We start from the raw sequence: 23,651 nt of genomic DNA, 5'->3' as shown, positions 1-23,651 counted from the left end.
GGAGGGGGTGTGGGGATGGACGTCAGGACCTCCGGCGCCGGGACGGCCGCTGCCGATGCCCACGCGCCCGGACGGACCGTGCCGAGCCCCGGCGGACACGACCGCCGGGAAGACGGCACGGGGCGCGGCGGGCCCGACCCGTACGAGGCGCTGGCCGCGCTCGGCCTGCACCCGGACGATCTGCCCGACGGCCTGGTCGTGGCCGACGAGACGGGCCACGTCACCTGCTTCAACGCGGCGGCGGCCCGCATCACCGCGATCCGCCCGGCGGACGCCATCGGGCAGCGGCTGGAGCGCGCGCTCCCCTTAGAAGACCTGGACGGAAGGCGCTGGTGGGCGCTGACCGATCCGTACGGAGGGCTGGCCACCCGCGTCGGCCAGCCCGAGCGCAATCTGCTGCTGCCCGGCGGCCACGAGGTCCTGGTGTCGGCCCGCTACGTACGTGAGCGGCCGACCGGACCGGTGCGCCGCCTCGTCGTGTCGCTGCGCGGCACCGAGGCCCGGCGGCGCACCGAGCGCAGCCACGCCGAGCTGATCGCGACCGTGGCGCATGAGCTGCGCTCGCCGCTGACCTCCGTGAAAGGTTTCACGGCGACCCTGCTGGCGAAGTGGGAGCGGTTCACCGACGACCAGAAGCGGCTGATGCTGGAGACGGTCGACTCCGACGCCAACCGCGTCACCCGCCTGATCGCCGAGCTGCTGGACATCTCCCGGATCGACTCCGGACGGCTGGAGGTGCGCCGTCAGCCGGTGGACGCCGCGGCCGCCGTACGCCGCCATGTGCAGGCGCTCAGCGCGACCGGGCAGACCGCCGAGCGGTTCCTGATCCGGGTGCGGGGTCCGCTGCCCGGTCTGTGGGCCGATCCGGACAAGATCGACCAGGTGCTGGGCAACCTGCTGGAAAACGCGGTGCGCCACGGCGAGGGAACCGTCACCATCGAGGTGGCCCCCGCACCGCACCGGCCCGCGGCGGACGGCCCCGTCGTCGAAAGGACCGCCATCACCGTGAGCGACGAAGGCGCGGGTATCCCGGAGGAGTCGATGAGCCGCGTCTTCACCCGTTTCTGGCGGGGCAGCAAGCGCGGCGGCACCGGCCTCGGGCTCTACATCGTCAAGGGCATCGTCGAGGCGCACGGCGGGACGATCACCGTCGGACGGGCCGCCGGGGGCGGCGCCGAGTTCCGATTTACGCTGCCCGTGGGCACCCCGGCCTATCTGGCCTGACCGTCCCCACGGGCTTCCCGCGCAACAGCGGATACCCCGCGCCCCTTAGACTCGGGCTTTGGCACCTATGGCGTCCCCTGGCGGTCGTCTACTGGTCGCAAGCGTCGCAGCCGTCGAGCGGGGCAGCGCAGCCAGCCAACTCGGAAACACGGGAAGAGATGTCGGCACCCAATAAGTCGTACGACCCTGTCGAGGTCGAGGCACTGAAACCGGAAGAGATCGCCCGGATGCGGGACGAGGCGCTGGACGCCCTCGCCGCCGCGGGGGATCTCGAAGCGCTGCGCGAGGTGAAGGTCGCCCACACCGGCGACCGCTCGCCGCTCGCCCTGGCCAACCGCGAGATCGGCGCCCTGCCGCCGCACGCCAAGGCGGACGCGGGCAAGCGCGTCGGCCAGGCCCGTGGCCAGGTGACCCAGGCCCTCAAGGCCCGGCAGGCGGAGCTGGAGGCGGAGCGCGACGCCCGGGTGCTGGTCGAGGAGGCGGTGGACGTCACACTGCCGTACGACCGCACCCCGGCCGGTGCCCGCCACCCGATCACCACGCTCTCCGAGCGCATCGAGGACGTCTTCGTGGCCATGGGCTACGAGGTGGCCGAGGGCCCGGAGGTCGAGGCGGAGTGGTTCAACTTCGACGCGCTCAACTTTCCGCCGGACCACCCGGCCCGGGAGATGCAGGACACGTTCTTCGTCCGAGGAACAAAGGACGGCAAGGAGGCTGAGCCGTCCGGGGTGGTGCTGCGCACCCACACCTCGCCGGTGCAGATCCGGTCGATGATCGAGCGGAAGCCGCCGATCTATGTGATCTGCCCGGGGCGCACCTTCCGCACCGATGAGCTGGACGCCACCCACACCCCCGTCTTCAGCCAGGTCGAGCTGCTGGCCATCGACGAGGGCCTGACCATGGCCGACCTCAAGGGCACGCTCGACCACATGGTGCGGACGCTGTTCGGCGAGGGCATGACCACCCGGCTGCGGCCGAACTTCTTCCCGTTCACCGAGCCGTCCGCCGAGATGGACATGCGGTGCTACGTGTGCCGCGGCGAGTCCGTCGGCAACCCGGACCGCCCCTGCCGCACCTGCTCCAGCGAGGGCTGGATCGAGCTGGGCGGCTGCGGCATGGTCAACCCGCGGGTGCTCATCGCCTGCGGCGTCGACCCGGAGAAGTACAGCGGGTTCGCCTTCGGCTTCGGCATCGAGCGGATGCTGATGTTCCGGCACAACGTGGAAGACATGCGAGACATGGTCGAGGGTGACGTGCGCTTCACCAGGCCCTTCGGGATGGAGATCTGATGCGGGTCCCGCTTTCGTGGCTGCGGGAATACGTCGACCTGCCGGCCGGTGAGACCGGACGCGACGTACAGGCCAAACTCGTCGCGGCGGGTCTTGAGGTCGAGGCGGTCGAGCAGCTCGGTGCCGGTCTCAAGGGCCCGCTGGTCGTCGGCCAGGTGCTGGCCATCGAGGAGCTGGAGGGGTTCAAGAAGCCCATCCGCTACTGCCAGGTGGACGTCGGCCAGGCCAACGGCACCGGTGAGCAGCAGAACATCGTCTGCGGCGCCCGGAACTTCGCCGTCGGCGACAAGGTCGTCGTCGTGCTGCCCGGTGCCGAACTGCCCGGCGGTTTCGCGATCTCCGCGCGCAAGACCTACGGCAAGACCTCGCACGGCATGATCTGCTCCGGCGACGAGCTGGGCATGGGCGACGACGGCAGCGGCGGCATCATCGTCCTGCCGCCGGAGTACGAGGTCGGAACCGACGCGATCGAGCTGCTGCAGCTCGTCGACGAGGTCCTGGACATCGCGGTCACCCCCGACCGCAGCTACTGCCTGTCGATGCGCGGCATCGCCCGCGAGGCGGGCACCGCCTACGGGCTGCCGCTGCGCGACCCGGCCCTGCTGGACGTGCCCGCGCCCAACAGCCACGGCTACCCGGTCAAGGTCGCCGACCCGGTCGGCTGCGACCGCTTCACCGCCCGTACGGTCACCGGGCTCGACCCCGAGGCGCACTCCCCGATCTGGATGCGGCGGCGGCTGCAGAAGGCGGGCCTGCGGCCCGTCTCGCTCACCGTCGACATCACCAACTACGTGATGCTGGAGATCGGTCAGCCGCTGCACGCCTACGACCGCTCCCGGGTGACCGGCGCGATCGGCGTACGCCGCGCCGAGCCGGGCGAGAAGCTCACCACCCTCGACGGCACCCAGCGCGTCCTGGACGCCGAGGACCTGGTCATCACCGACGACAGCGGGCCGATCGGCCTCGCCGGTGTCATGGGCGGAGCCGACACCGAGATCGCCGACGTCACCGAGGAGGCGGGCACCACCGAGGTCGTCATCGAGGCCGCGCACTTCGCCCCGGTCTCGATCGCCCGCACCGCCCGCCGCCACAAGCTGTCCTCCGAGGCGTCCAAGCGGTTCGAGCGCGGCGTCGACCCGGAGGCCACCTCCGCGGCCGCGCAGCGCACCGTCGACCTGCTGGTGCTGCTCGCGGGCGGCTCCGCCGAGGCGGGCGTCACCGAGATCATCTCGCCCAGCGCCCCGCACACCATCACGCTGCGCGCCGACCACCCGGACCGGGTCGCGGGCGTCGCGTACGGCCGCGAGACCGTGGTCCGGCGCCTCCAGCAGATCGGCTGCGACGTCTACGGCGCGGACGACCTCACCGTCACCGTGCCCAGCTGGCGGCCCGACCTGCGCGACCCGAACGACCTCGCCGAGGAGGTCATCCGGCTGGAGGGCTACGAGAACCTGCCCGCCACCCTGCCCCAGCCGCCCTCCGGCCGCGGGCTGACCGAGCGTCAGCGGCTGCACCGCCGGGTCGGCCGGGCACTGGCCGGGGCGGGCTACGTCGAGGCGCTGAACTACCCGTTCATCGGCGAAGAGGTGCTGAACCAGTTCGGTCTCGCCGCCGACGACCCGCGGCGCGACCTGGTCCGCCTGGTCAACCCGCTCTCCGACGCCGAACCCGCGCTGCGCACCACCCTGCTGCCCGGGCTGCTCGCCGCGCTGCGCCGCAACGCCGGGCGCGGTGAGCACGACCTCGCGCTCTTCGAGACCGGCCTGGTCTTCCGCGCCACCGGCGACGAGCCCCCGGCCGTCCGCCTCCCCGTCGACCACCGGCCGACGGACGAGGAGATCGCCCGGCTCGACGCCGCCCTCCCGAGCCAGCCGCGGCGCGTCGCCACGGTCCTCGCGGGCGAGCGGCAGCAGGCGGGCTGGTGGGGCGAGGGCACCCCGGTCAGCTGGTCCGACGCCGTCGAGGCGGGCCGCACCGTGGCGCGCGAGGCGGGCGTCGAGCTGATCGTCCGCCAGGACCAGCAGGCCCCCTGGCACCCGGGCCGCTGCGCCGCGCTCCTCGCCGTCGTCGACGGTGAGGAGATCCTCGTCGGCAACGCGGGCGAGCTGCACCCGCGCGTCACCAAGGCGCTCGGCATCCCGGAGCGCACCTGCGCGATGGAGCTCGAACTCGACCGCCTGGAGCGGGCGAGCGGCGGCCCCGTGACGTCCCCCCACGTGTCCACCTTCCCGGTGGCCACCCAGGATGTCGCCCTCGTCGTCGACGACTCGGCCGCCGCGGCCGACGTCGAGAAGGCGCTGCGCGAGGGCGCGGGCGAACTGCTCGAATCCCTCCGGCTGTTCGACGTCTTCACCGGCGAGCAGCTGGGCGAGGGCAAGAAGTCCCTGGCCTACGCGCTCCGCTTCCGCGCCCCGGACCGCACCCTGACCGCCGAAGAGGCCGCGGCCGCCCGCGACGCGGCGGTGGCCGTGGCCACGGAACGCACCGGCGCCACCTTGCGCGGCGCCTGACGTTGACGTACGCCCTTAGGGGGCGCGCCCTTTGGGGTGCGCCCCCTTGGCGTTTCGTTGCCGGGTGCGGGCCGGTGGGTGGGTTGTGCCCACCCGTTCCTCCCCCAGCTACCGCTGGGAGGTGCCCCCCGGCGGAACGATTGCCCACAACTTCACCTGATCGGGTGAGAATCGGAAGCTCCTGGTCCTTTTGGCAGTCGCTGTCGCGAGAATCGTTGCGGTTGGCTGGGAGTGGGGGCTGCGCATGATCAAGACCAGGGCGGTGTGCGGGCGGAGGGTGGGCCTCGCGCTTTCGGCTGTGTGGCTGCTCTGCGCCGTCGTCTGGCAGCGGTACTGCCCCCACCATCCGCTGCTGGTCCCGCTGCTGTCAGCCGTCCCCGCCCTGGCTTTCGCGTACGCGTATCGGGGGCGCCGCTCACGGCTGGTGCGCGAGCTGGAGCGGGTCCGCGAAGTGGCCGCCGCCGCACAGGAGGTGGTGCTGCGGCCGCTGCCGTCCCGGCTGGAGGGGATCGAGATGGCGCGCGGCTATCTGTCGGCCAGCCGCGGCGCCGCGGTCGGCGGCGATCTGTACGAGGTGCTGGCCACCGCGCACGGGCTCCGCGCCGTCATCGGGGACGTACGCGGGCACGGCCTCGCCGCCATCGGCACCGTCGCCGCCGTGCTCGGCAGCTTCCGCGAGGCGGCGCACGAGGAGGCCGAACTCGCCGGTGTGCTCAGGCGGCTGGACCGGGCGCTGCGGCGCCATCTCGGCGCGGACGGCGGCGAGGAGTTCGTGACCGTCCTGCTGCTGGAGATCGGCCCCGGCGGCGAGGTGACCGCGCTCAACTGCGGCCACCCCTGGCCGTACCGGCTCTACGAGCAGCCCGTGGGCCCGGCGCTGGCCCGGCAGATCACGCCCGGCGACGTCCTGCCCCCGCTCGGCCTCTTCCCGCTGCCCGCCGAACTGCCCCTGGCGCGCTGCACCGCGCTGCGCCCCGGGGACGCGCTCGTCCTGCACACCGACGGGGCCGAGGACGCGCGCGACGCCCACGGCACGTTCTTCCCGCTGCGCCACGCCCTCGGCGAGGCCGCGGGCAGCGGCCCCATCATCCCCGCGGCGGTCGTCGCGGCGGTGCGGGCGGCGGTGCTGCGCCACACCGGCGGGCGGCTCGCCGACGACATCGCCCTGGTGGCGCTGCGCAACGACCGCTGCCCGCTGCCCGCGACCTTCACACCCCGTGTGAAGCGGACTTCACTACGCTGATAGGCGCAGAGTCCACCGGGAGGGCGACATGGAGCCCAACACACTGCTCGACTCCGTACTCGACGAGGCCGGAATCTCCCACGCCGGGCTGGCCGCGCACATCAACGAGGCGGGCCGGGCCCGCGGCATGAAGCTGCGGTACGAACACACCGCGGTGGCGCGCTGGCTGAAGGGACAGCGGCCGCGCGGCCAAGTGCCGGACCTCATCTGCGAGGTGCTCGGCGAGCGGCTGCACCGCGCCCTCACCCTCGACGACATCGGTCTCGGCACCCCCGGCACCCCGCGCGCCCCCGCCACCTCGCTCTCCGGTTTCGTCGAGCGCGCCACCGCGCTGTGGCGCTCCGACGAACAGCAGCGCCCGCACATCATAGGAGCCGCCGCGGTCACCGGCACGCCCGCCGTGATCCCGGTGTGGGAATGGGAGAACCCGCCCGAGGACTCCGACGTCTCCCGTTACGGCCTCACGCGCGTGTCCATGACCGACGTCGAGATGCTGCGCGCCGCCCGCGCCCACTACGAGCAGATGTACCGCAAGGCAGGCGGCATCGCGACCAGAACCCGGGTCGTCGGCTTCCTCAACTCCGAGACCGCGCCCCTGCTGCGCGGCGCCTACGCCGACGACATGGGCCGCCAGCTGCACCGGGCGACCGGCGGGCTGGTCGCCATCGCCGGGATCTGCGCGTACGACTCCAACGCCCACGGCCTGGCCCAGCGCTACTTCCACCAGGCGCTGCGGCTCGCCAAGGCCAGCGGGGACCGGGGCCTGGGCGCGTATGTGATAGCGCTGCTCGTCACCCAGTCCCTGTTCATGAAGGAGTACCGGCAGGCCGTCGCGTTCGCCGAATCGGCGCTGCGCGCCGCCGGGTCGCAGATCACCCCGGCGCTCGCCGCCGACCTGTACGCCATGCAGGCCAAGTCGTACGCGCGGCTCGGCGACGGGCACAGCGCGCTGGCCTGCATCCGGCGCGCCGAGACCGCCGCCGACCGCATCCGGCCCGGCCAGGAGCCGGACGAGACCGGCTATGTGCAGCCGGGCCTGGTCAACATCCAGGTCGCGGAGGCCCTGCTGAGCCTCGGCGACCTCGGCGCCGCCCGGGAGCACGCCACCGCCGCCGTCGGCACACCCGCCCATGACCGGGGCCGGGTGCACCGGCTGGCCATGCTCACCCACATCGAACTGCGCCAGGGAGACGCGGACCGGGCGGGCGCCACGGCGGTCGAGATGACCGAAAGGGCCCGGGGGATGGAGTCCCAGAGGTTACGCGACCGCCTCCGCGCGGTACGCGAGCATCTGGCCGCCAACGACTGCGCCGCGACGTCCGAGGCCGCGGAACTCATCGACGGGGCCCTGCGCGTTCCGTTCTGACCGTGGCCGCCACCGCGGCCCGAATGTGGGCCGCGCCCTCGTCAGCGGGTGGCCGAGGATTGCCATCTCTCCGACGGAAGGTGGCCGAGCCAATGCGATGGAAGAATCTCACGGAGCAGACCGTGTACGAGAACCGATGGTTCCGGGTCAACCTCGCTGACGTCAGACTCCCCGACGGCCGTCATCTGGACCACTATCTGATCCGGCTGCGGCCGGTTGCCGTGGCGACGGTCGTGAACGAGGCGAACGAAGTACTGCTGCTGTGGCGGCACCGTTTCATCACCGACAACTGGGGCTGGGAACTGGCCGCGGGCGTCGTCGAGGACGGTGAGGACATCGAGGGCGCGGCGGCGCGCGAGATGGAGGAGGAGACCGGCTGGCGCCCCGGCCCGCTGCGCCATCTGCTCTCCGTGGAGCCGTCCAACGGGCTCACCGACGCCCGGCACCACATCTACTGGGCCGAGGACGCCGAGTACGTCGGCCCCCCGGAGGACGACTTCGAGTCGGACCGCCGCGAATGGGTTCCGCTCAAGCTGGTGCCCGACCTGGTAGCGCGCGGTGAGGTGCCCGCGGCGAACATGGCGGCTGCCCTGCTGCTGCTCCACCACATCCGCCTGGGCTGACCCCCACCGCGCGGGCCACGGCAGGCGCCGGGACGACCGGCCGGTGACGGCTAGTGTCCCGCCGCCTGCCACACCGCCAGCGCCAGCGCGGATACCCCCGTCAGAGCGGCGATGGAGGGTAGCGGCCAGCGTCCGTGCTCCAGGACGCGGACCCGCCCGCCCAGTTGGTTCAGCTCCTCCTCCGACTGCTCTCCGCGGTGGTCGTGCAAGATGAGCCGGCCGTCGACGCGGGCGAAGCCCACTTCGACGCTCCGGCGGAGTTCCGCGAGCTCCACGGCTAACGCGGCCTGCTCGGGCTCGGTGGTCACGGGTTTGCTCCCCTTCCGGATGTACGTCCGTGCTGCACTGTTCACGCTCCGAGTCAAGCGCATCACCAAGGGGTGCGGGAGCGTGTGTGGGGATTGTGTGTGAGTCACCGGCGCACACCCCGTGCGAATTCCGAGCCGCCCGGAACCGTCAGGTCCGCTTACCCTTCGGCTTCCCGTGTCCTGGGGGCACTGTCGGGTACTGATGGTGGAATCGTCGAAGACCAGGCCGGAGAGCGAGGCCCCGGCCGGAGAGTGAGGTGCGACGTGCCACAGATCGCCGCTCCGATGTGGGAGTTCGGCGCCGACCAGGGAGCCCGGCAATTCGCCGAACTCGGGGTCGCGTTGGTGCTGTCCACCCTGATCGGACTCGAACGGGCGGTGCAGCAGAAGAGCGCCGGCCTGCGCACCCACACCCTGGTCGGCGTGGGCAGCGCGCTGTTCATGCAGGTCTCCCAGTACGGCTTCGCCGATGTGCTGCTGCGCGAACACATCACCCTCGATCCCTCCCGGGTGGCCGCGCAGATCGTCTCCGGCATCGGCTTCATCGGCGGCGGCCTGATCTTCGTACGGCGCGACGCGGTACGCGGTCTGACCACCGCCGCCACCATCTGGCTGACCTGTGCGGTGGGCATGGCCTGCGGTGGCGGGCTGGCGCTGCTGGCCACCGCCGCGACCGCGGTCCACTTCCTGGTCGTCCGCGGCTATCCACTGCTCACCCGCCGAATGTCGACCGTCTGGTCGGCCGAGCGGATCGAGGTGCAGCTCTCCTACCGGGTGGGCAGCGGGCTGCTGCCGCGCGTCCTGGAGCTGTGCACCGCCGCCGGGTTCACGGTGGAGCGGGTCCGGGTGGACCGGGCGCCCTGGAAGGGCCCGGACCGTTCGACCCGGGTGGTCCGTGCCGAGGAGGAGGCCCGCCCCGCCGACACCGGCGTCGCCGAGGTACAGCTCGCCCTGGAGGGCACCGGCGATGTGCTCCGGCTGGTCGCGGACATCTCCGAGCTGGACGGCGTCTTCGGCGCGGACGCGGGGCAGGATCTGGACACGGCCGACTGACAGCCGGGGCACGTCGTTTGCATCGCGGCGGGCTCGCGGCGCCTGGCGCGCAACTGCCGCGCCGGCTGCGGCAGGCGGTGGAACAGCGCCGCAGGCAACCAGGTGGTTCGCGCCACCCGTCTCTCCTTTTGCCCGCCCGTGACGGCGCCGGGCACCGCTACCCGCCTCATGACCTGGAGAACAACCTTGGCGCACGACGAACGCGACCAATCCGACGAGCATCCCCAGACGCCGTGGTGGTGGGGCATCGGCCCGGTGGGGGCCGTCCTCCTCGTCGTCACCGGGATCGCCTGGGCGCTGTGGGAGTTCCTGGGCTCCGGCGCCGCGGACGACCCGGCGGCCGGCTACCAGGGGAGCAAAATCGTCGCCATCGGGCTCGTACTCCTCGGCGCGGCCGTCCTGGAACGCCTCCGCAGCCGTCGTTCGCGTGCGCACGAGGCAGAGGACCGGCAGAACACCTAGGTCCGCAGCGTGAAAGCGAATCAGGCCTTCGGCAGCCGCCACAACCGCGGGAACGCGAGCATGTCGTCGAAGAGGTTGAACGCCGGGTGCTCCATGGTCACGGTGGCGGCGTCGCCGGTGAAGAGTGCGGAGCACTTCGCGGCCAGTCGCGCCATGGGCGGCACGTCGGATGCCAGCGGCTTGACCAGGCGGTAACCGATGGTCGAGTGGAACTGGTAGGTCTCGAAGTCCGACGCCCGGATCTCCAGCAGGGCGCTCAGCTCCCGTCGGGTCGTCCAGAGTGTGGTGAAGGTGGCGTCGTCGGCGGGGGTGAGGTCCATCGTGAAGTTGGCGTCGAAGGGACGGAACCCCTTGACCTTCATCGTGATCGGGCCGACCGGGGTCAGCGTCGACTCCTGGAGGCGCGCGAAGATCCGCTGGGACACCTCGGAGACATCCGTGCAGTCGGCGAGCCAGGCCGGGAGTCGCTTGTTGCTGATGTCGTCCTGTGTCGTGGCGTCGAAGACCGTCATATGCATGCTCTGGCGCGGCAGGCAGGCGTACTGGTCGGCGAGGGAGGACCGCTTCATGATCTTCATCGCCTCGGTCTCGGCGTGGAAGAAGGCCGAGTCCTGGGGCACGGGACAGACAAACGTGTTGCCACGGAAGCGCTGCGCGTTGCCGTCGAGGTCCCATTTCTTGCCGGGTCCGGCGGCCAGCGGCTCGCGCCGCCCGGGGCGCTGCGCGGCGGCAACCGCCGTGGCCGGGGCAATCGCGAGACTGGCGGCAGCGCCGGCAGCGCCGAAGAGGACGCCTCGGCGTTTGGGGGTAGACATGTCGCTCCTGTTGAGTCGAGGCCCGGACAGGCGAAATGTGCCGGGGCGACCTGAACGTTGGATGGCCCCAGGGCTGCACCCAGGCGGAGCCACTGTGAGCTTGTCCCTGGCCACGGCCGCCCACGCCTGCCTGACCGTCCTACGGGCCCGCTCTGTCCTCACCGTTAACGGGCGGTCGGGGCGGGGACTGTCTGAACGGGACTCCGGTCCGGAGCCCCGTCGCCCTGTAGCCTGCGGTCGCGCGCCGACCGCAGGGTTGAAGGGGGCAGGCCACTGGGGTCACGTCCGGCGCGGGGAGGACGAGCGCCGCGGCACGCTCGGACCGAGACTGCAGGCGGTGGCTCATGTCGCCCCGCTTGCCCGAGCCCGTTGTGTGGCCTCTTCGTAGGCGTGCAGCAGTTGCTCACCCGTCTCGCATCCCGCGCCGGGGGTCTTGCAGTCCTGGAAGTCCGCGGCGTGCTTGATGGCAGCGCACCACGTCTCGTCGGCGAACGGGTCGGCGGCCGTCATCGCCTGCCCCGGTCGAGGGCGCGGCGCATGGCGGCGGCTTGGTTCACGGCATCGCGTGGGTAGTCCCGGGCGTGGGTGGGGCAGACGTAGACGGTCGCGCCGGCGACACTGCCACTGTGCTCGATGGAGACCTGGACCGGTTCGTCGGTGGGCAGTTGGCAGCGGTAGCAGAGCTGTCGGCCTGAGGGGACGGGGCCGAGGACTTCGTCGACAGCCCGGCGCAGGGCACGAGCCAGGTGGTCGGGGCCGGTGAGATACCGGTCCGGGGCGAGGGGGATGCGCCAGTACGTCATGCGTTCCGCCCGCCAGGAGGCGGGCGGAACGCCGAGGAGGGTGCCTTCGTCGGCGAGTTCGGTGAGGACGCGGACCTGGCGCATGCCCCAGCTGCGGGCGGTGTCGATGCCGATCAGCCAGTAGGTTTTCCCGTAGGTGTCGTCCTGGATCACGGCGCCCGAGTCCTGCCCGAGGAGTTCCAGAGCGCGGTCTGCGACGGCGGTGGGTGCGGACACGGCGTCCCACCATTTGCCCACCGGTAACGCCTCGACGTCCTCGGTGTTCGGCGGGGTCCACGGCAGGGCGTTGGTCGTCATGGTCGGCTCCGTGCGTGTGCGGGCCAGGGAACATCCCTGGCGTCATCACCGTGCCGCGCGGTGCCCATCGGCGGAAAGGATGTCCGAGCGCGCGTTACTTCATGGGACAGGGACACTTCTCTTCACCCAGTGTCACGACCCCGCTACGGTGGCGTGGGTTACAGCAGGGAGAGCTGATGTCTGATCCATGCCGCCGTCGCAACGTCGCACTGCGCAAGCTCATGACCGAATACGGGCTTACGCGCGAAGGGCTCGCGGAAGCGATCAATGCCGTTACGGAAAGGGGTGCCGCCGTACTCGGGACCACCACCGCACGCCACGTGGGCCGCTGGCTCAGCGGCGACGTCACCTGGCCCAGGGAACGCAGTCGCCTCGGCCTGGAGGCTGTATTCGGACGAAGCGCCGTCGAGCTGGGGTTCCGCCCTCCCGTCAGCGGCCCTGCCGGGGTTACTGTGCGACCACCAGTACCCTTCCGGCGTCAGGAACCGCCCGTGTACCGACGCAAATTCATCCTTGGACTCGGCACTTTATTAGCCCTGCCGACCCTTCCCGAATCGGGACGCCTGGGCATGAGCGACATCTCTCGAATCCGCGGCGCGGAGGCGCGGTTGGTCGCCCTTGACGCCCAGCACGGCAGCGCGCAGCTGGCTGAGGTCGCCGCCCGATACGTCGAGCACGTCGAATACTCCATGAGGCGCTGCACCTACGGCGGCCGCGTCCAGACGAGTCTCCATCAGACTCTCGGGGAAATGTGCGAACAGACCGGCTGGCTCTCGTACGACTCCGGCCGGTATGAGCAGGCCCGCCACTGGTGGGACACCGGCCTGCGCTACGCCCTGCTGGCCCGCGACTCCACGCTCCAGGCCCGCATTTGGGCGGGTATGAGCAGGCAGGCCGTAGACCTTGGACACGGCGCCGAGGCGGTTGCGATCGCGAGGGCCGCGCTCGACGCCACGCGCAACCGGCGGCACCGTCGCCTGTCCGCCCTCCTGCATACCCGTGTCGCTCTTGGGTGCTCCGTGGACGGTGAGAAAGGGCGGTGCGGTCAGTCACTCCACCGCGCCGAACAGGAGATGGACCGGGAGCACGACGAGACGCCACCATGGCTCGCGTTCTGCGGCCCCGGCGAACTGGCGGGACAGGTCGCCCTGTGCTTCTACAACCTGGGCGACTACGCCAAGGCGGCTCAAGCTGACAGGGATGCGCTCACCGACTTGGCGCCCGCGTTCCGCCGCAACCAGTTCGCCACCCACGTCAGTCTCGCCCGGAGTCTCCTTGCGGGTGGGGAACTGGACGAAGCCCTCGTCTCCGGGCATCAGGCCCTTGATCTGCTCCCCGCAGTACGCAGCCCTCGGTGGGCCGGGCCCCTGGCCCAGGTCCGGCGTGACATGGAAAACCCGCTTCCCGGCAGCCCTGAGCTCGGAGTTCGTTGATCGCCACCAGGAGATGACCGCATGAAGGCCGACGTCATCACGCTGAGCACCTACCAGAGCGCCCACCTGCCCGAGATTCGCTCGACGCTGCTCGACGTGTACGCCGAGGTCTGGGCGAAGGAGGCCGCGACTGACCCGTTCTTCTCCATCGAGCGGTTCGACGATCGGCTGTCCGGCCACGCCTCAGGCGGCGACTGGACGTGTGTCGTCGGAGAACTTGGCGGCGAAGTGGTCGGCTACGCCTATGGGCGCCTGGACAGCGTCCGCGAGTGGCGCGAGATGCTGAGCCCGGTCGAGCCCAGCGTGCGCAACTACGGTTCCGACGGCACGTTCGGCCTGTGCGAGATCATGGTCCGGCTGCCCTGGCGAGGGAAGGGCGTAGCTCGCGGCATCCACGACGAACTGATGCGGCAACGCGCTGAGGAGCGGGCTTCCCTACTGGTGGATCACGAGCGCCGCAAGGTGCGCGCGCTTTACGAGAAGTGGGGGTATCGCCTCGTCGGCGAGATACAGCCGTTCTCAGACTCACCGCGGTATGACGCGCTGGTGCTGCCTTTGCGCTGACGGCTTCGCCCGGCCTGAAGGCAAGGCCGAGATGCGTGAACCCCCACCGAAACTCCCTGAGAGCTCCCTGGCGGCATAAACGATCAGTCGGGGCCGCTATCCGACTCTCAAGCAGCGGCCCCTGCTGATGCCCACCGGGGTCTGCCGGTGATCGCCCAGCGTAGGTGTTAGCGCTGGTCAGGCGTACTCGTAGAAGCCCGAGCCCGTCTTGCGGCCCAGCCGCCCCGCGTCGACCATGCGCAGCAGTAGCGGGGGAGCGGCGTACAGCGGTTCCTTGTACTCGCCGTACATCGAGTCGGCGATGGCCGCGATGGTGTCCAGGCCGATCAGATCGGACAGCTTGAGCGGGCCCATCGGATGGGCGCAGCCCATCTCCATGCCGTTGTCGATGTCCTCGCGGGTGGCGACGCCGGAGGCGAACATCCGGATGGCGGACAGCAGATACGGGATCAGCAGCGCGTTGACGACGAACCCGGCCCGGTCCAGGGCGTGGATCGCGTGCTTGCCGAGCACGTTCTCGACCAGCGCCTCGGACCGCTTGATGGTCTCCTCACCGGTGGTGAGCGCCGGGATCAGCTCGACCAGCGACTGCACCGGGGCCGGGTTGAAGAAGTGGATGCCGATGACGTGGTCCGGGCGGGACGTCGCGACGGCCAGCTTGACCAGCGGGATGGACGAGGTGTTCGAGGCGAGGATCGCGTCGGGGCGGGTCACCACCTGGTCCAGGACCTGGAAGATCTGCGTCTTGATCTGCTCGCTCTCGACGACGGCCTCGATGACCAGATCGCGGTCGGCGAACTCCCCGAGGTCGGTGGTGAAGCTCAGCCGCTCCAGCGTCGCGTCCCGCTCCTCCTTGGTGATCTTGCCGCGGGCGGCGGCCTTGTCGAGGGAGGTGGTCAGGCGGGTACGGCCGATCTCCAGGGCCTCGCCGGTGGTCTCGGCGACCATGACCTCCAGGCCGGACCGCGCGCACACCTCCGCGATGCCCGCTCCCATCTGGCCGCAGCCCACTACTCCGACGCGTTCGATGTCGGTCACATCGTGCCTTTCGCTGAGCTAGCTGTCGTGTGGTGCTCCCCGTATCGATCAGACGTTACCGTTCCTAGCATTAGTGAGACTGAGCGGGAGTGAGTCCTGGTGCCAGGACTCGTGCTCAGCCGGGTGCCCCGAACGGTTGTGGGTACCCTGGTCGCCCGCTTTCGCTCCGCGTCTGGTGCCGACGGATCGTGTCCGTGGTCCGGGAATGCGGGGGCGGGTTTCCTCACGCCCCGGGATGCCTGATGCGGCCTGGACGGCCCGATGCCCCGCACCATCGCTCTGGTGATGCGGGGGCGGTGCCGTCCGTCGCCGGATCGGGTGCCCCAGGGCGCGCCTTCCGATCGCCACCGCTGCCGCATGGTGGCGAGTGGTCTTCCTGTTCTTGCTGGTGAGGGGTTTTTGCCAGTGCTGGGCGCCCCAGCGGCTGGTGTAGGCCGGGTCCACGGCGACGACGGCGATGCCGAGTTCGGCGGCCATCGATGCCAGTCGTGCCCGCAGCTTGGACGTAGGCATGCCGGAGATCAGCTTGCGGAACCACTTCCTGCGCCCGTGCTTCTCGCGGGTCTTCTCCGCTGCGAAATCCAGGTCCTCAATCGCGACGGCCACTCCGTGACGTTTGGCCCAGTGCAGGAGGCGGATGAGGGCGTGCCGCACCTGCGCTTCCCGGTGCGATGCGCTGCCGGACAGATCGTAATCGAACCGGCGGGGCTCGCCGACCGGGTTGCCGTGGACGTCCAGACGCCACGCCGCCAGGTGATCAGCATTGGTGTCCACACCGATTAGCCCGCCGGACCGGACCGCCTCCAGAGACACCGTCCTCACCGGCGGGATCTTCCAGGAGGCGGTCAGATACCAGCGGCCTCGCTCCACGTCGAAGTGGATGCGATAGGCCACGGCACGGTCGGCCGCGATACGGTCTGCCCAGTCCTCGCCCCGATGCCGGAAGCCGACCCGGCAGGCCAGCACATACCGGCGGTGGGACGCGTTCGCCAGCCCGGCCAGCGGCGCCGGAAGCTTGATGCTCACCTCACCGTCCGGGCTGACGCGGATCGTCTCGTTCCCATACCGCTTGCCGGACTCGCCATCGGCCTGGAGGAACCAGCGCTCAGCCTCCCACCGCACACGCCACTCGGTCTCGGTCAGCCGGGCGGCTTGCAGGTTGTGCCGGTTGCGCAGCAGCTTCCTGCCGCCCCGCACCACCCGCACACGTCCGGCCTCACGGTCGGCCCGCTCCTGCTGCAGCCGGTCTTGCAGCAGGTGCAGGCGCCGCGACTTGGCGAACCACTCCTGCCGGGAACGGTAACTACCCGGCAAGCCCCGGGCCCCTTTCGCCCCGACCGGCAGCGACAGCCGATGAGCGATCGTACGAACACCGGCCTCAAGGGACTGGATATACGCGAGCTGACCGCGTCGGGCCAGCGCCCACTGATCATGCGTGGCCTTGGTGATACTGCCCGCCCAGCGCGAGGAGCACTGTCCGGTCAACGCCCGCTTGCGCCGCGCCCACTGGTCACTGTCATGATCCGGCCCCGCAGCACAGCGGGCCTTCCAGTCCCGGGAGGCTAAGGAGCCCAGCAGGCTACCGATCAGACGCAGGACCATCTCGTCCTGCCCGGTCAGACCCTTGAGACTGCCACGGATGGCCACTCCGGACGGACCCGGCACCACGAATGGTGCCGCCACATCACGCAACCCGCCCATCCGCGTCCCCACCCGAATATCGAAGATCCCGCCACCACAACCAACGAGCACTTCTCGTAAAGGTCACTCATTCGACACAAGAACCTCCGTTCCCCGCCAAGGTCCTTCGCGCGGTCACGGAAGCGCACGCATTCACGCCAGAACACGCGTGAGTAGGTCTCGGCGGCAGCTTTCCACCCCCCGGTTAGCAACGGCGGACGGGCCGGGGCCGCATTGACGCGGTCCCGGCCCGCCCGTGTTCACGGTGCGCCGACGAGGCGGTTACGACAGGTCTCCGCGGAGGATGCCGCGGCCGTTCGTGCCGACGTAGACCCGGCCGTAGACCCGTGGGTCGCCGGTGAGGGTGGCGCCGGTCCAGCCCCACTGGTGGGCGTCGTCGTTGATCCGGGTCCAGCTCTTCCCGGTGTCGGTGGAGCGGAAGATTCCGCGTACCCCGCCGATCTTCGCGCTGGTGTAGAGCGTCTGGTACGAGGCGCCGGGGGCGGCCTTGCCGAAGCCGATGGTGTCGGCCTGCTGGACGCCCGGCAGCTTGGTGAAGGTCGCGCCGGAGTCGGTGGAGTGCCACAGCCCGTACGCGCCGCTCGCGGTGCCGCCCGCGAGCCAGATGTCGCCCTCCGTGCCGGGGACGGCCTTGAAGCGCACGCTCTCGGCGGGCAGCCCGGAGGACGCCTTGGCGGTGAAGGTGGCGCCGCCGTCGGTGCTCACGTAAAAGGTGCCCGACTTGTAGCCGTAGAACTTCTTGGGGTTTTTGCGGTCGGATTCGACGGTCGCTCCGGCCGGGATGCCGCTCGACGCCGTCCAGGAGTTGCCGAAGCCCGTGGTGCGGTAGACGGACGACGCGCCGTCCGGGCTCCAGACGAAGCCGCTGCCGTCCGCCGCCGCGGCCACCGTGCCGCCGCCGGTGACGCCGGGCGGCTCGGTGCCCTGGAACCAGTTCGCGCCGTTGTCGGTCGAGAAGGCGATGCGCGGCGCGGTGTCGTTGTTGCCCACCCGCACCACGGTGTTCGGGCTGGTCTCGGCGTAGTCGAGGCTGGTGGCGGTGGTGAACGACGGCGAGGTGTACATCTTCGCGGGAACCGCGTCGAGGTCGGTGTGGCGGAAGCCGCCGATGTCGCCGAGCGCGCTGAGCAGCGGGGCCCCGGACGGCGGGCTGGCCAGGTCGTTGACGGCCGTCTCCTCCAGGCCCTTCACCATCGGCGTGATCTTCGCCTGGCCGCCGGAGTCCCACGCGGTCAGGTTCTCGGTGCCGTAGACGGTCGCGCCGGTGCCGTACATCATCCGGTTGGAGTCGAACGGGTCGATCTCCAGCGCCTCCGTCATCCAGCCCAGCTTCGGAGTGACCTCGGGCGGTGTGGGGTTGGTGCCGAAATTCAGCCAGGGCACGGAGGAGATGTCCTGGGTGTAGCGGAAGGACCGGTTCGGGTAGCTGGTGTAGTCCCAGGCCCGGGTCCAGGTGGCGCCGGAGTCGGTGGAGCGGAAGATCTGGGTGTCCGGCCACCAGGAGCTGTAGCCGGTCACCATGAGGGTGCCGGGCTTCTGGCGGTCCACGGTGAGCCCGCTGTAGCCGAAGTAGGTGTCGGCGTCCGCCAGGGGGCTGATGTTCTTCCACTCGCCGGTCGCGGTGGCGTACCGCCACACCTGGCCCTTGTCGCCGTCGTACGGGCCGCCCTTGTCGCTCGTGGTGAGGTAGAGGTAGCCGTTCTTGGTGTCGAGGACGCCCTTGTGGGAGAGGTAGCCGGTGGGCTGACCGGCCACCCGCGACCAGGTGGCGCCCGCGTCGGTCGAGCGGTAGACCGTGTTGTCCTTGTCGGCGACGCCCACGTAGATGGTCTTCGTGGCGCTGCCGGACGAGCCGGTGCGCTCGTCGAACGTCACCCACACCACGCCCTGGTTGTCGCTCGCGTAGCCACTGGTGTCGTTCGGGTCCTGGACGTAGTTGCCGGGGTTGGGGAAGGCGGTCACCTTCGACCAGGTGACCCCGGAGTCGGTCGAGCGCCACAGGCCGTTGCCGCTGGGGGCGCCGAGGTACAGCACGCTGTTCCGGTTCGGGTCGACCGCCAGCCGCTCGCCCATGCCGCGGCCCGGCATGTTGCCGCCGAGCTTGAAGGGGAGCGCGGTCGACTGCCAGGTGGCGCCCCGGTCGGAGGAGCGCAGGATCGCGCCGTTGCCCGGGTCCCAGCTGTTGGTGTACGTACCGGCCGCCACGTACACCTTCTCCGGCGCGACCGGGTCGCTGGCCAGGCTGACCACTCCGGTCCAGCCCCAGTGGTCCCAGCCCACCGAGTCCAGCAGCGGTATCCACCGCTTGCCGGACTGGTCCCAGCGGTAGGCGCCGCCGATGTCGGTGCGGGCGTAGGCGAGGTTCTTCTCCTTGCGGTTGAAGACGATGCCGGGGACGAAACCGCCGCCGTCGATGCGGACGTTCTTCCAGCTGTAGCTTTCCGCCATGTGCTGTGGGGCGGGGGAGTCGTCGGGGCGGGCGGCGGCGGGTGCGGCGGCCGCGGTCAGTAAGCCGCCGACGAGTGCCAGCGCGGCCATGAGCGCGCCGAGCGGTGTTCTCCTGCCTCTGCTGCTGCCTCTGCTGCGCACGGGAACTTCCTCTCCGGGCCTGTGGGGGTGTGGGGTGTTGGGAGCGCTCCCATGCGTGCGTGCTTTCGATGCTAACGGCCGGATGGCCGTGCGAGAAGAGTGAAGTCACGGGGTACCCATTGCCGCCCGCCCCCAAGGCGCCCATCATCGGCGGGAGTTGCGCCTGAGTGAGGAGTGAGCATGGACCGAATCACGGGCATCACACGACGCAGCCTGACGGCCGCCGCTGCCGGGGCACTCGCCACGGCAGCCTGGCCGGATGAGGCGGTGGCGGACGAGGCGGTGGCGGACGGGGCGGTAGCCGATGGGCAGGGGCGCCACAGACAGTTCCGCGGGATGTGGCTGGCCACGGTCGCCAACCGCGACTGGCCACTGAAGCCCGGCCTCCCCGCCGCCGAACAGCGGGCCTCGCTGCTCGCCTTCCTCGACACCGCCGTCGAGCGCAGGCTCAACGCGGTCGTCTTCCAGGTCCGGCCCACCGCCGACGCGCTGTGGCCGTCCCCGTACGAGCCCTGGTCGGAGTGGCTGACCGGGACGCAGGGCCAGGACCCGGGCTGGGACCCGCTGGGCACGGCGGTGCGCGAGGCGCACCGGCGCGGTTTGGAGCTGCACGCCTGGTTCAACCCGTACCGCGTCGCCAACCACGCCGACCCGACCCGGCTGCTCCCCACCCATCCGGCCCGGGTGCACCCCGACTGGGTCGTGCCGTACGGCGGCAAGCTCTACTACAACCCCGGGCTGCCCGAGGTCCGCCGCTTCGTCCAGGACGCGATGCTGCACGCGGTCGCGCGCTACGACATCGACGCCGTCCACTGGGACGACTACTTCTACCCCTATCCGGTGGCGGGCCAGGTCTTCGACGACGACGTGGCGTACGCGGCCCACGGCGCGGGCTTCCCCGACCGGGCCGCCTGGCGGCGGAACAACATCGACCTGCTGGTGCGGGAGACCGCCGTACGCGTCAAGCGGCTGAAGCGGGGTGTGCGGTTCGGCGTCAGCCCGTTCGCCGTGTGGCGCAACCGCGCCACCGACCCGCTCGGCTCCGACACCCGGGCCGGAGTGCAGACGTACGACGATCTGTACGCGGACACCCGGCGCTGGGTGCGGGAGGGCTGGATCGATTACGTCGTCCCGCAGGTGTACTGGAATATCGGTTTCGCGGCCGCCGACTACGCGAAACTCGTGCCCTGGTGGGCGGAGGTGGTGCGGGGGACCGGCGTCGGGCTCTACATCGGCGAGGCGTTGTACAAGGCGGGCGATCCGGCGCAGCCCGCGCCCTGGCAGGACCCGGCGGAGCTGTCCCGGCACCTCACCCTCTGCGCGGACCATGCACAGGTGCGGGGGAACGTGTACTTCTCGGCGAAGGAAGTGGCCGCCGACCGCAACGGCGCCATGGCGCGTGTGGTCGCCGACCACTATCCGTGCCGGGTACGTCCGCCCCGCTGAGCCCGAGCCCGGGCCCCGGCCCGCCCTACCGCTATCGCTACCGGCGTCCGGCGGGCAGGTGACGGACGACGGAGTCGGGCCCCGGGGAGAACAGGCATTCATGACCGTCGTCCTCGTAACGGACGCGGTACGGCGGTTCGCCGTGGTTCCCGAGCACTTCGATGATCTCTGCGGTCCGGTCGTGAAGTCCGACAACCCTGCCGTGTACCAGCAGCTTGTCGCCTACGGTCGCCTCCATCTGCGTGACCTCCTGTAGTACGGCTACCCGGAGGGCGATGCGATCCCTGTGGCCAGTCTATGGCCGGTCCACCGGGATCGCCCCGCCGGTTCGCACCCGTCCCGCGTCTCCGCCCCGTCATCCCCGCTGCGTCACGCCGATGCACACGAGCACCGCGACGGCGGCGATCGGCGCGGCGGGGCCGATGTGCTCGCCGAGCAGCAGCACCGACCACACCAGGGTCAGCAGCGGCTGGGCCAGCTGCAGCTGGCTGGCCCGGGCCACGCCGATGGCGGCCATGCCGCGATACCAGACCACCAGCCCCACGAACTGCGAGCCCACCGCGAGCCACAGCAGCCCGGCGACGGCGCGGCCGCCGAGGTGGACGGGCTCGGCGTACAGTGCGATCGCCGCGCCCGGAACGGCCACCGGTACGCATGCCACCAGCGCCCAGCCGATCACCTGCCAGCCCGGCATGGAGCGGGCCAGCCGCCCGCCCTCCGCGTAGCCCGCCGCGCACACCAGCAGCGCGCCGAACAGGTAGAGGTCACCGGTGGTCGGCGTGCCGCCGCTCTGCTGCACCGCGAAGCCGATCACCACGGCGGCCCCGGTCAGCGCCGCCGCCCAGAACCTGCGCGACGGCCGGGCCCCGGTGCGTACGGCGGAGAACACGGCCGTGGTGAGCGGCAGCAGCCCGACGACCACGGCGGCGTGGGAGGTGGTGGAGGTCTGCAGCGCGAGCGTGGTCAGCAGAGGGAATCCGACCACCACCCCGGCCGCGACCACCAGCAGTCCGGGCCAGTGGCGCCGCTCCGGCGGCGCCGCCCGCCGCGCCAGCAGCGCGCTCCCGGCCACCAGCGCGGCGAGCACCACCCGGCAGGTGGTCACCGACCAGGGGCCGAGGCCCTCCAGCGCCCAGGCGGTGCCGGGGAAGGTGAGGGAGAAGGCGACCACCCCGAGGGCGGCCAGCAGCGTCCCGCTCCGGGCGGCGGGGTCGTGCGCGGATGCGGCGGAGGCGGGGTCATGCGCGGTCCCGGCGGCGGGGGCGGGGTCGTGCGCGCTCCCGGCGGCGTCCGCGCCTTCCCGCCGGGGGCCCGCCGCACCGCTCACCGCTATCGTGTCGTCGGCAGTAGCGCTATCCTGTGCTCTCATGCAAGAGCGTAGCAGTGTGGCCGAACTGGTGGAATCGCTCCGGCGGGAGCTGAACCGCTACTCTCCCGGTGAGAAGCTGCCGTCCAGCCGCGCCCTGGTCGAACGCCATCGGGTCAGCCCGGTCACCGTCTCCCGCGCCCTGGCCGCACTCGCCGCCGAGGGGCTGGTCGTCACCCGGCCCGGTGCCGGTGCCTTCCGGGCCGCGCCACGGGTCGAGGCGCCGCGCGCCGGGGACACCTCGTGGCAGGAGGTCGCGCTGAGCGTCGAGACGCCGGGCGAATCGGTGCCGCGCTCGGTCGACGCCTCGGGCGTCCTGGCCACCCTCGCCGCCCCGCCGCCCGGCATCCTGGAGCTGAACGCGGGCTATCTGCACCCCTCCCTCCAGCCCGAGCGCGCCATGGCCGCCGCCCTGGCCCGGGCGGGCCGACGGCCGGGCGCCTGGGGCCGCCCGCCCATGGAGGGCCTTCCCGAGCTGCGCGCCTGGTTCGCCCGTGAGATCGGCGGCCGCGGCGGTGCCGTCGCCGCCGCCGACGTCCTGGTCACCGCGGGCGGCCAGTCCGCGCTGACCTGCGCGCTGCGCGCCCTCGCCCCGCCCGGCGCGCCCGTCCTGGTCGAATCGCCCACCTACCCCGGCATGCTCGCCGCCGCCCGCGCCTCCGGGCTGCGCCCGGTCCCCGTCCCGGCCGACGCCGACGGCATCCGCACCGATCTGCTCGCCGAGGCGCTGCGGGCGGGCGGCGCCCGCGTCGTCGTCTGCCAGCCGCTGTTCCAGAACCCGACCGGCGCGGTGCTCTCCGCCGAACGGCGCCGCGAGGTGATCCGGATCGCGCGCGAGGCGGGCGCGTTCGTGATCGAGGACGACTTCGCGCGCCACCTCGTCCACGAGGGCGCGCCCCCGCTGCCCGCGGCCCTCGCCGCGGACGACCCCGACGGGGTGGTGGTCCACGTCCGCTCCCTGACGAAGGTCACCTCGCCCAGCCTCCGGGTGGGCGCGCTCGCCGCCCGCGGCCCGGCGCTGGAACGGCTGCGCGCGATCCAGGTCGTGGACAGCTTCTTCGTCCCGCGCCCGCTCCAGGAGGCCGCGCTCGAACTGGTCGGCGCCCCGTCCTGGACGCGCCATCTGCGCACCGTCGCCGCCGAACTGCGCACCCGCCGCGAGGCGCTCGTCACGGCGGTACACCAGGAGCTTCCCGAACTGCCCCCGCCCCATGTGCCGCCCGGCGGTTACCACCTGTGGCTGCGCCTGCCGCACGGCACGGACGAGACCGCGCTCGCCTCCGCCGCACTGCGCGCCGGGGTCGCCGTGGCCCCCGGCCGCCCGTACTTCAGCGCGGAACCGCCCGCCCCGCACGTCCGCCTGAGCTTCGCCTCGGTAGCGGGCACCGGCGAACTCGCCGAGGGCGTACGGCGCCTGCGCACCGCGTGCGACGAGGCCCTGGGGTAGGGCAAGGCGTCCCGCCGCGGATCGGCGTCCGGCCCCGGACACCCACGGATCTCGCGCAGCAGCCCACCCCGGGG

21 protein-coding genes are annotated in these 23,651 nt (G+C 71.5%); 12 read left to right on the top strand and 9 right to left on the bottom strand.

Annotated elements, in window-relative coordinates; all coding sequences use genetic code 11:
• The first annotated feature begins 15 nt into the window (after positions 1–15).
• From ABZ370_RS20675 to ABZ370_RS20650, 6 genes are all read left to right on the top strand, one after another.
• Positions 16–1,224, top strand: a complete 1,209-nt coding sequence (locus ABZ370_RS20675) for a HAMP domain-containing sensor histidine kinase (protein WP_358622729.1) — start codon at positions 16–18, stop codon at positions 1,222–1,224.
• Between the two features lie 158 nt (positions 1,225–1,382).
• Positions 1,383–2,513, top strand: coding sequence for a phenylalanine--tRNA ligase subunit alpha (gene pheS / locus ABZ370_RS20670; protein WP_358622727.1), 1,131 nt, complete (start codon positions 1,383–1,385; stop codon positions 2,511–2,513).
• Complete coding sequence (pheT, locus tag ABZ370_RS20665) at positions 2,513–5,023, top strand: phenylalanine--tRNA ligase subunit beta (RefSeq protein WP_358622724.1); 2,511 nt, start codon at positions 2,513–2,515, stop codon at positions 5,021–5,023. Before pheS ends, pheT begins: the two co-directional genes overlap by 1 nt.
• 244 nt (positions 5,024–5,267) lie before the next feature.
• The gene (locus tag ABZ370_RS20660; RefSeq protein ID WP_358622721.1) at positions 5,268–6,266 is read left to right on the top strand and encodes a PP2C family protein-serine/threonine phosphatase; all 999 of its coding nucleotides are present in this window, start codon (positions 5,268–5,270) and stop codon (positions 6,264–6,266) included.
• A gap of 28 nt (positions 6,267–6,294) precedes the next feature.
• The gene (locus ABZ370_RS20655; protein WP_358622718.1) at positions 6,295–7,632 is read left to right on the top strand and encodes a transcriptional regulator; all 1,338 of its coding nucleotides are present in this window, start codon (positions 6,295–6,297) and stop codon (positions 7,630–7,632) included.
• Positions 7,633–7,724: 92 nt separating this feature from the next.
• Positions 7,725–8,255: an NUDIX hydrolase gene (locus ABZ370_RS20650; protein ID WP_358622716.1), complete on the top strand. Its 531-nt coding sequence runs from the start codon at positions 7,725–7,727 to the stop codon at positions 8,253–8,255.
• Positions 8,256–8,305: 50 nt separating this feature from the next.
• Here ABZ370_RS20650 and ABZ370_RS20645 read toward each other — a convergent pair whose 3' ends face one another.
• Positions 8,306–8,563: a hypothetical protein gene (locus ABZ370_RS20645; protein WP_358622865.1), complete on the bottom strand. Its 258-nt coding sequence runs from the start codon at positions 8,561–8,563 to the stop codon at positions 8,306–8,308.
• 285 nt (positions 8,564–8,848) lie between these two features.
• Between ABZ370_RS20645 and ABZ370_RS20640 the strand changes: the two genes are divergently transcribed.
• Both ABZ370_RS20640 and ABZ370_RS20635 read left to right on the top strand, forming a co-directional pair.
• Positions 8,849–9,616: an MgtC/SapB family protein gene (locus ABZ370_RS20640; RefSeq protein WP_358622864.1), complete on the top strand. Its 768-nt coding sequence runs from the start codon at positions 8,849–8,851 to the stop codon at positions 9,614–9,616.
• Between the two features lie 186 nt (positions 9,617–9,802).
• Positions 9,803–10,078, top strand: a complete 276-nt coding sequence (locus ABZ370_RS20635) for a hypothetical protein (RefSeq protein WP_358622713.1) — start codon at positions 9,803–9,805, stop codon at positions 10,076–10,078.
• A gap of 20 nt (positions 10,079–10,098) precedes the next feature.
• Here ABZ370_RS20635 and ABZ370_RS20630 read toward each other — a convergent pair whose 3' ends face one another.
• The 3 genes from ABZ370_RS20630 to ABZ370_RS20620 form a co-directional block, all read right to left on the bottom strand.
• Complete coding sequence (locus ABZ370_RS20630) at positions 10,099–10,893, bottom strand: DUF1868 domain-containing protein (RefSeq protein WP_358622710.1); 795 nt, start codon at positions 10,891–10,893, stop codon at positions 10,099–10,101.
• Between the two features lie 342 nt (positions 10,894–11,235).
• Positions 11,236–11,403 carry a hypothetical protein gene (locus ABZ370_RS20625; RefSeq protein WP_358622707.1) on the bottom strand — a complete coding sequence of 56 codons (168 nt, stop codon included), beginning with the start codon at positions 11,401–11,403 and terminating at the stop codon, positions 11,236–11,238.
• On the bottom strand, positions 11,400–11,993 hold the full coding sequence (locus tag ABZ370_RS20620) for a hypothetical protein (RefSeq protein WP_358622705.1): 594 nt from the start codon (positions 11,991–11,993) through the stop codon (positions 11,400–11,402). The genes ABZ370_RS20625 and ABZ370_RS20620 overlap by 4 nt, the downstream gene beginning before the upstream one ends.
• 176 nt (positions 11,994–12,169) lie before the next feature.
• Between ABZ370_RS20620 and ABZ370_RS20615 the strand changes: the two genes are divergently transcribed.
• A complete protein-coding gene (locus ABZ370_RS20615; RefSeq protein WP_358622703.1) occupies positions 12,170–13,426 on the top strand; it encodes a hypothetical protein in 1,257 nt (418 codons plus the stop codon).
• A gap of 21 nt (positions 13,427–13,447) precedes the next feature.
• Positions 13,448–13,990: a GNAT family N-acetyltransferase gene (locus ABZ370_RS20610; RefSeq protein WP_358622700.1), complete on the top strand. Its 543-nt coding sequence runs from the start codon at positions 13,448–13,450 to the stop codon at positions 13,988–13,990.
• Between the two features lie 177 nt (positions 13,991–14,167).
• Here ABZ370_RS20610 and ABZ370_RS20605 read toward each other — a convergent pair whose 3' ends face one another.
• The 3 genes from ABZ370_RS20605 to ABZ370_RS20595 form a co-directional block, all read right to left on the bottom strand.
• Positions 14,168–15,028: a 3-hydroxybutyryl-CoA dehydrogenase gene (locus ABZ370_RS20605; RefSeq protein WP_358622697.1), complete on the bottom strand. Its 861-nt coding sequence runs from the start codon at positions 15,026–15,028 to the stop codon at positions 14,168–14,170.
• Positions 15,029–15,076: 48 nt separating this feature from the next.
• Complete coding sequence (locus ABZ370_RS20600; RefSeq protein WP_358622695.1) at positions 15,077–16,729, bottom strand: IS200/IS605 family accessory protein TnpB-related protein; 1,653 nt, start codon at positions 16,727–16,729, stop codon at positions 15,077–15,079.
• 261 nt (positions 16,730–16,990) lie between these two features.
• Complete coding sequence (locus tag ABZ370_RS20595) at positions 16,991–19,318, bottom strand: xyloglucanase (protein WP_358622692.1); 2,328 nt, start codon at positions 19,316–19,318, stop codon at positions 16,991–16,993.
• A gap of 180 nt (positions 19,319–19,498) precedes the next feature.
• On the opposite strand from ABZ370_RS20595, the gene ABZ370_RS20590 reads away from it, so the two are divergent.
• The gene (locus tag ABZ370_RS20590) at positions 19,499–20,764 is read left to right on the top strand and encodes a family 10 glycosylhydrolase (protein ID WP_358622690.1); all 1,266 of its coding nucleotides are present in this window, start codon (positions 19,499–19,501) and stop codon (positions 20,762–20,764) included.
• A 37-nt stretch (positions 20,765–20,801) separates the two neighbouring features.
• Here ABZ370_RS20590 and ABZ370_RS20585 read toward each other — a convergent pair whose 3' ends face one another.
• Together ABZ370_RS20585 and ABZ370_RS20580 are read right to left on the bottom strand one after the other, a co-directional pair.
• Complete coding sequence (locus tag ABZ370_RS20585; RefSeq protein ID WP_358622687.1) at positions 20,802–21,002, bottom strand: DUF1918 domain-containing protein; 201 nt, start codon at positions 21,000–21,002, stop codon at positions 20,802–20,804.
• Positions 21,003–21,119: 117 nt separating this feature from the next.
• Positions 21,120–22,133 carry a DMT family transporter gene (locus ABZ370_RS20580; protein ID WP_358622684.1) on the bottom strand — a complete coding sequence of 338 codons (1,014 nt, stop codon included), beginning with the start codon at positions 22,131–22,133 and terminating at the stop codon, positions 21,120–21,122.
• On the opposite strand from ABZ370_RS20580, the gene ABZ370_RS20575 reads away from it, so the two are divergent.
• The gene (locus tag ABZ370_RS20575; protein ID WP_358622682.1) at positions 22,132–23,577 is read left to right on the top strand and encodes a PLP-dependent aminotransferase family protein; all 1,446 of its coding nucleotides are present in this window, start codon (positions 22,132–22,134) and stop codon (positions 23,575–23,577) included. The genes ABZ370_RS20580 and ABZ370_RS20575 overlap by 2 nt on opposite strands.
• Positions 23,578–23,651 lie beyond the last annotated feature (74 nt).

It is taken from the genome of Streptomyces sp. NPDC005962, from assembly GCF_040629205.1.
Classification (GTDB): domain Bacteria; phylum Actinomycetota; class Actinomycetes; order Streptomycetales; family Streptomycetaceae; genus Streptomyces.
The sequence above is the reverse complement of the archived record's forward strand: the minus strand, read 5'-3'. Positions and strand labels throughout refer to the sequence as shown.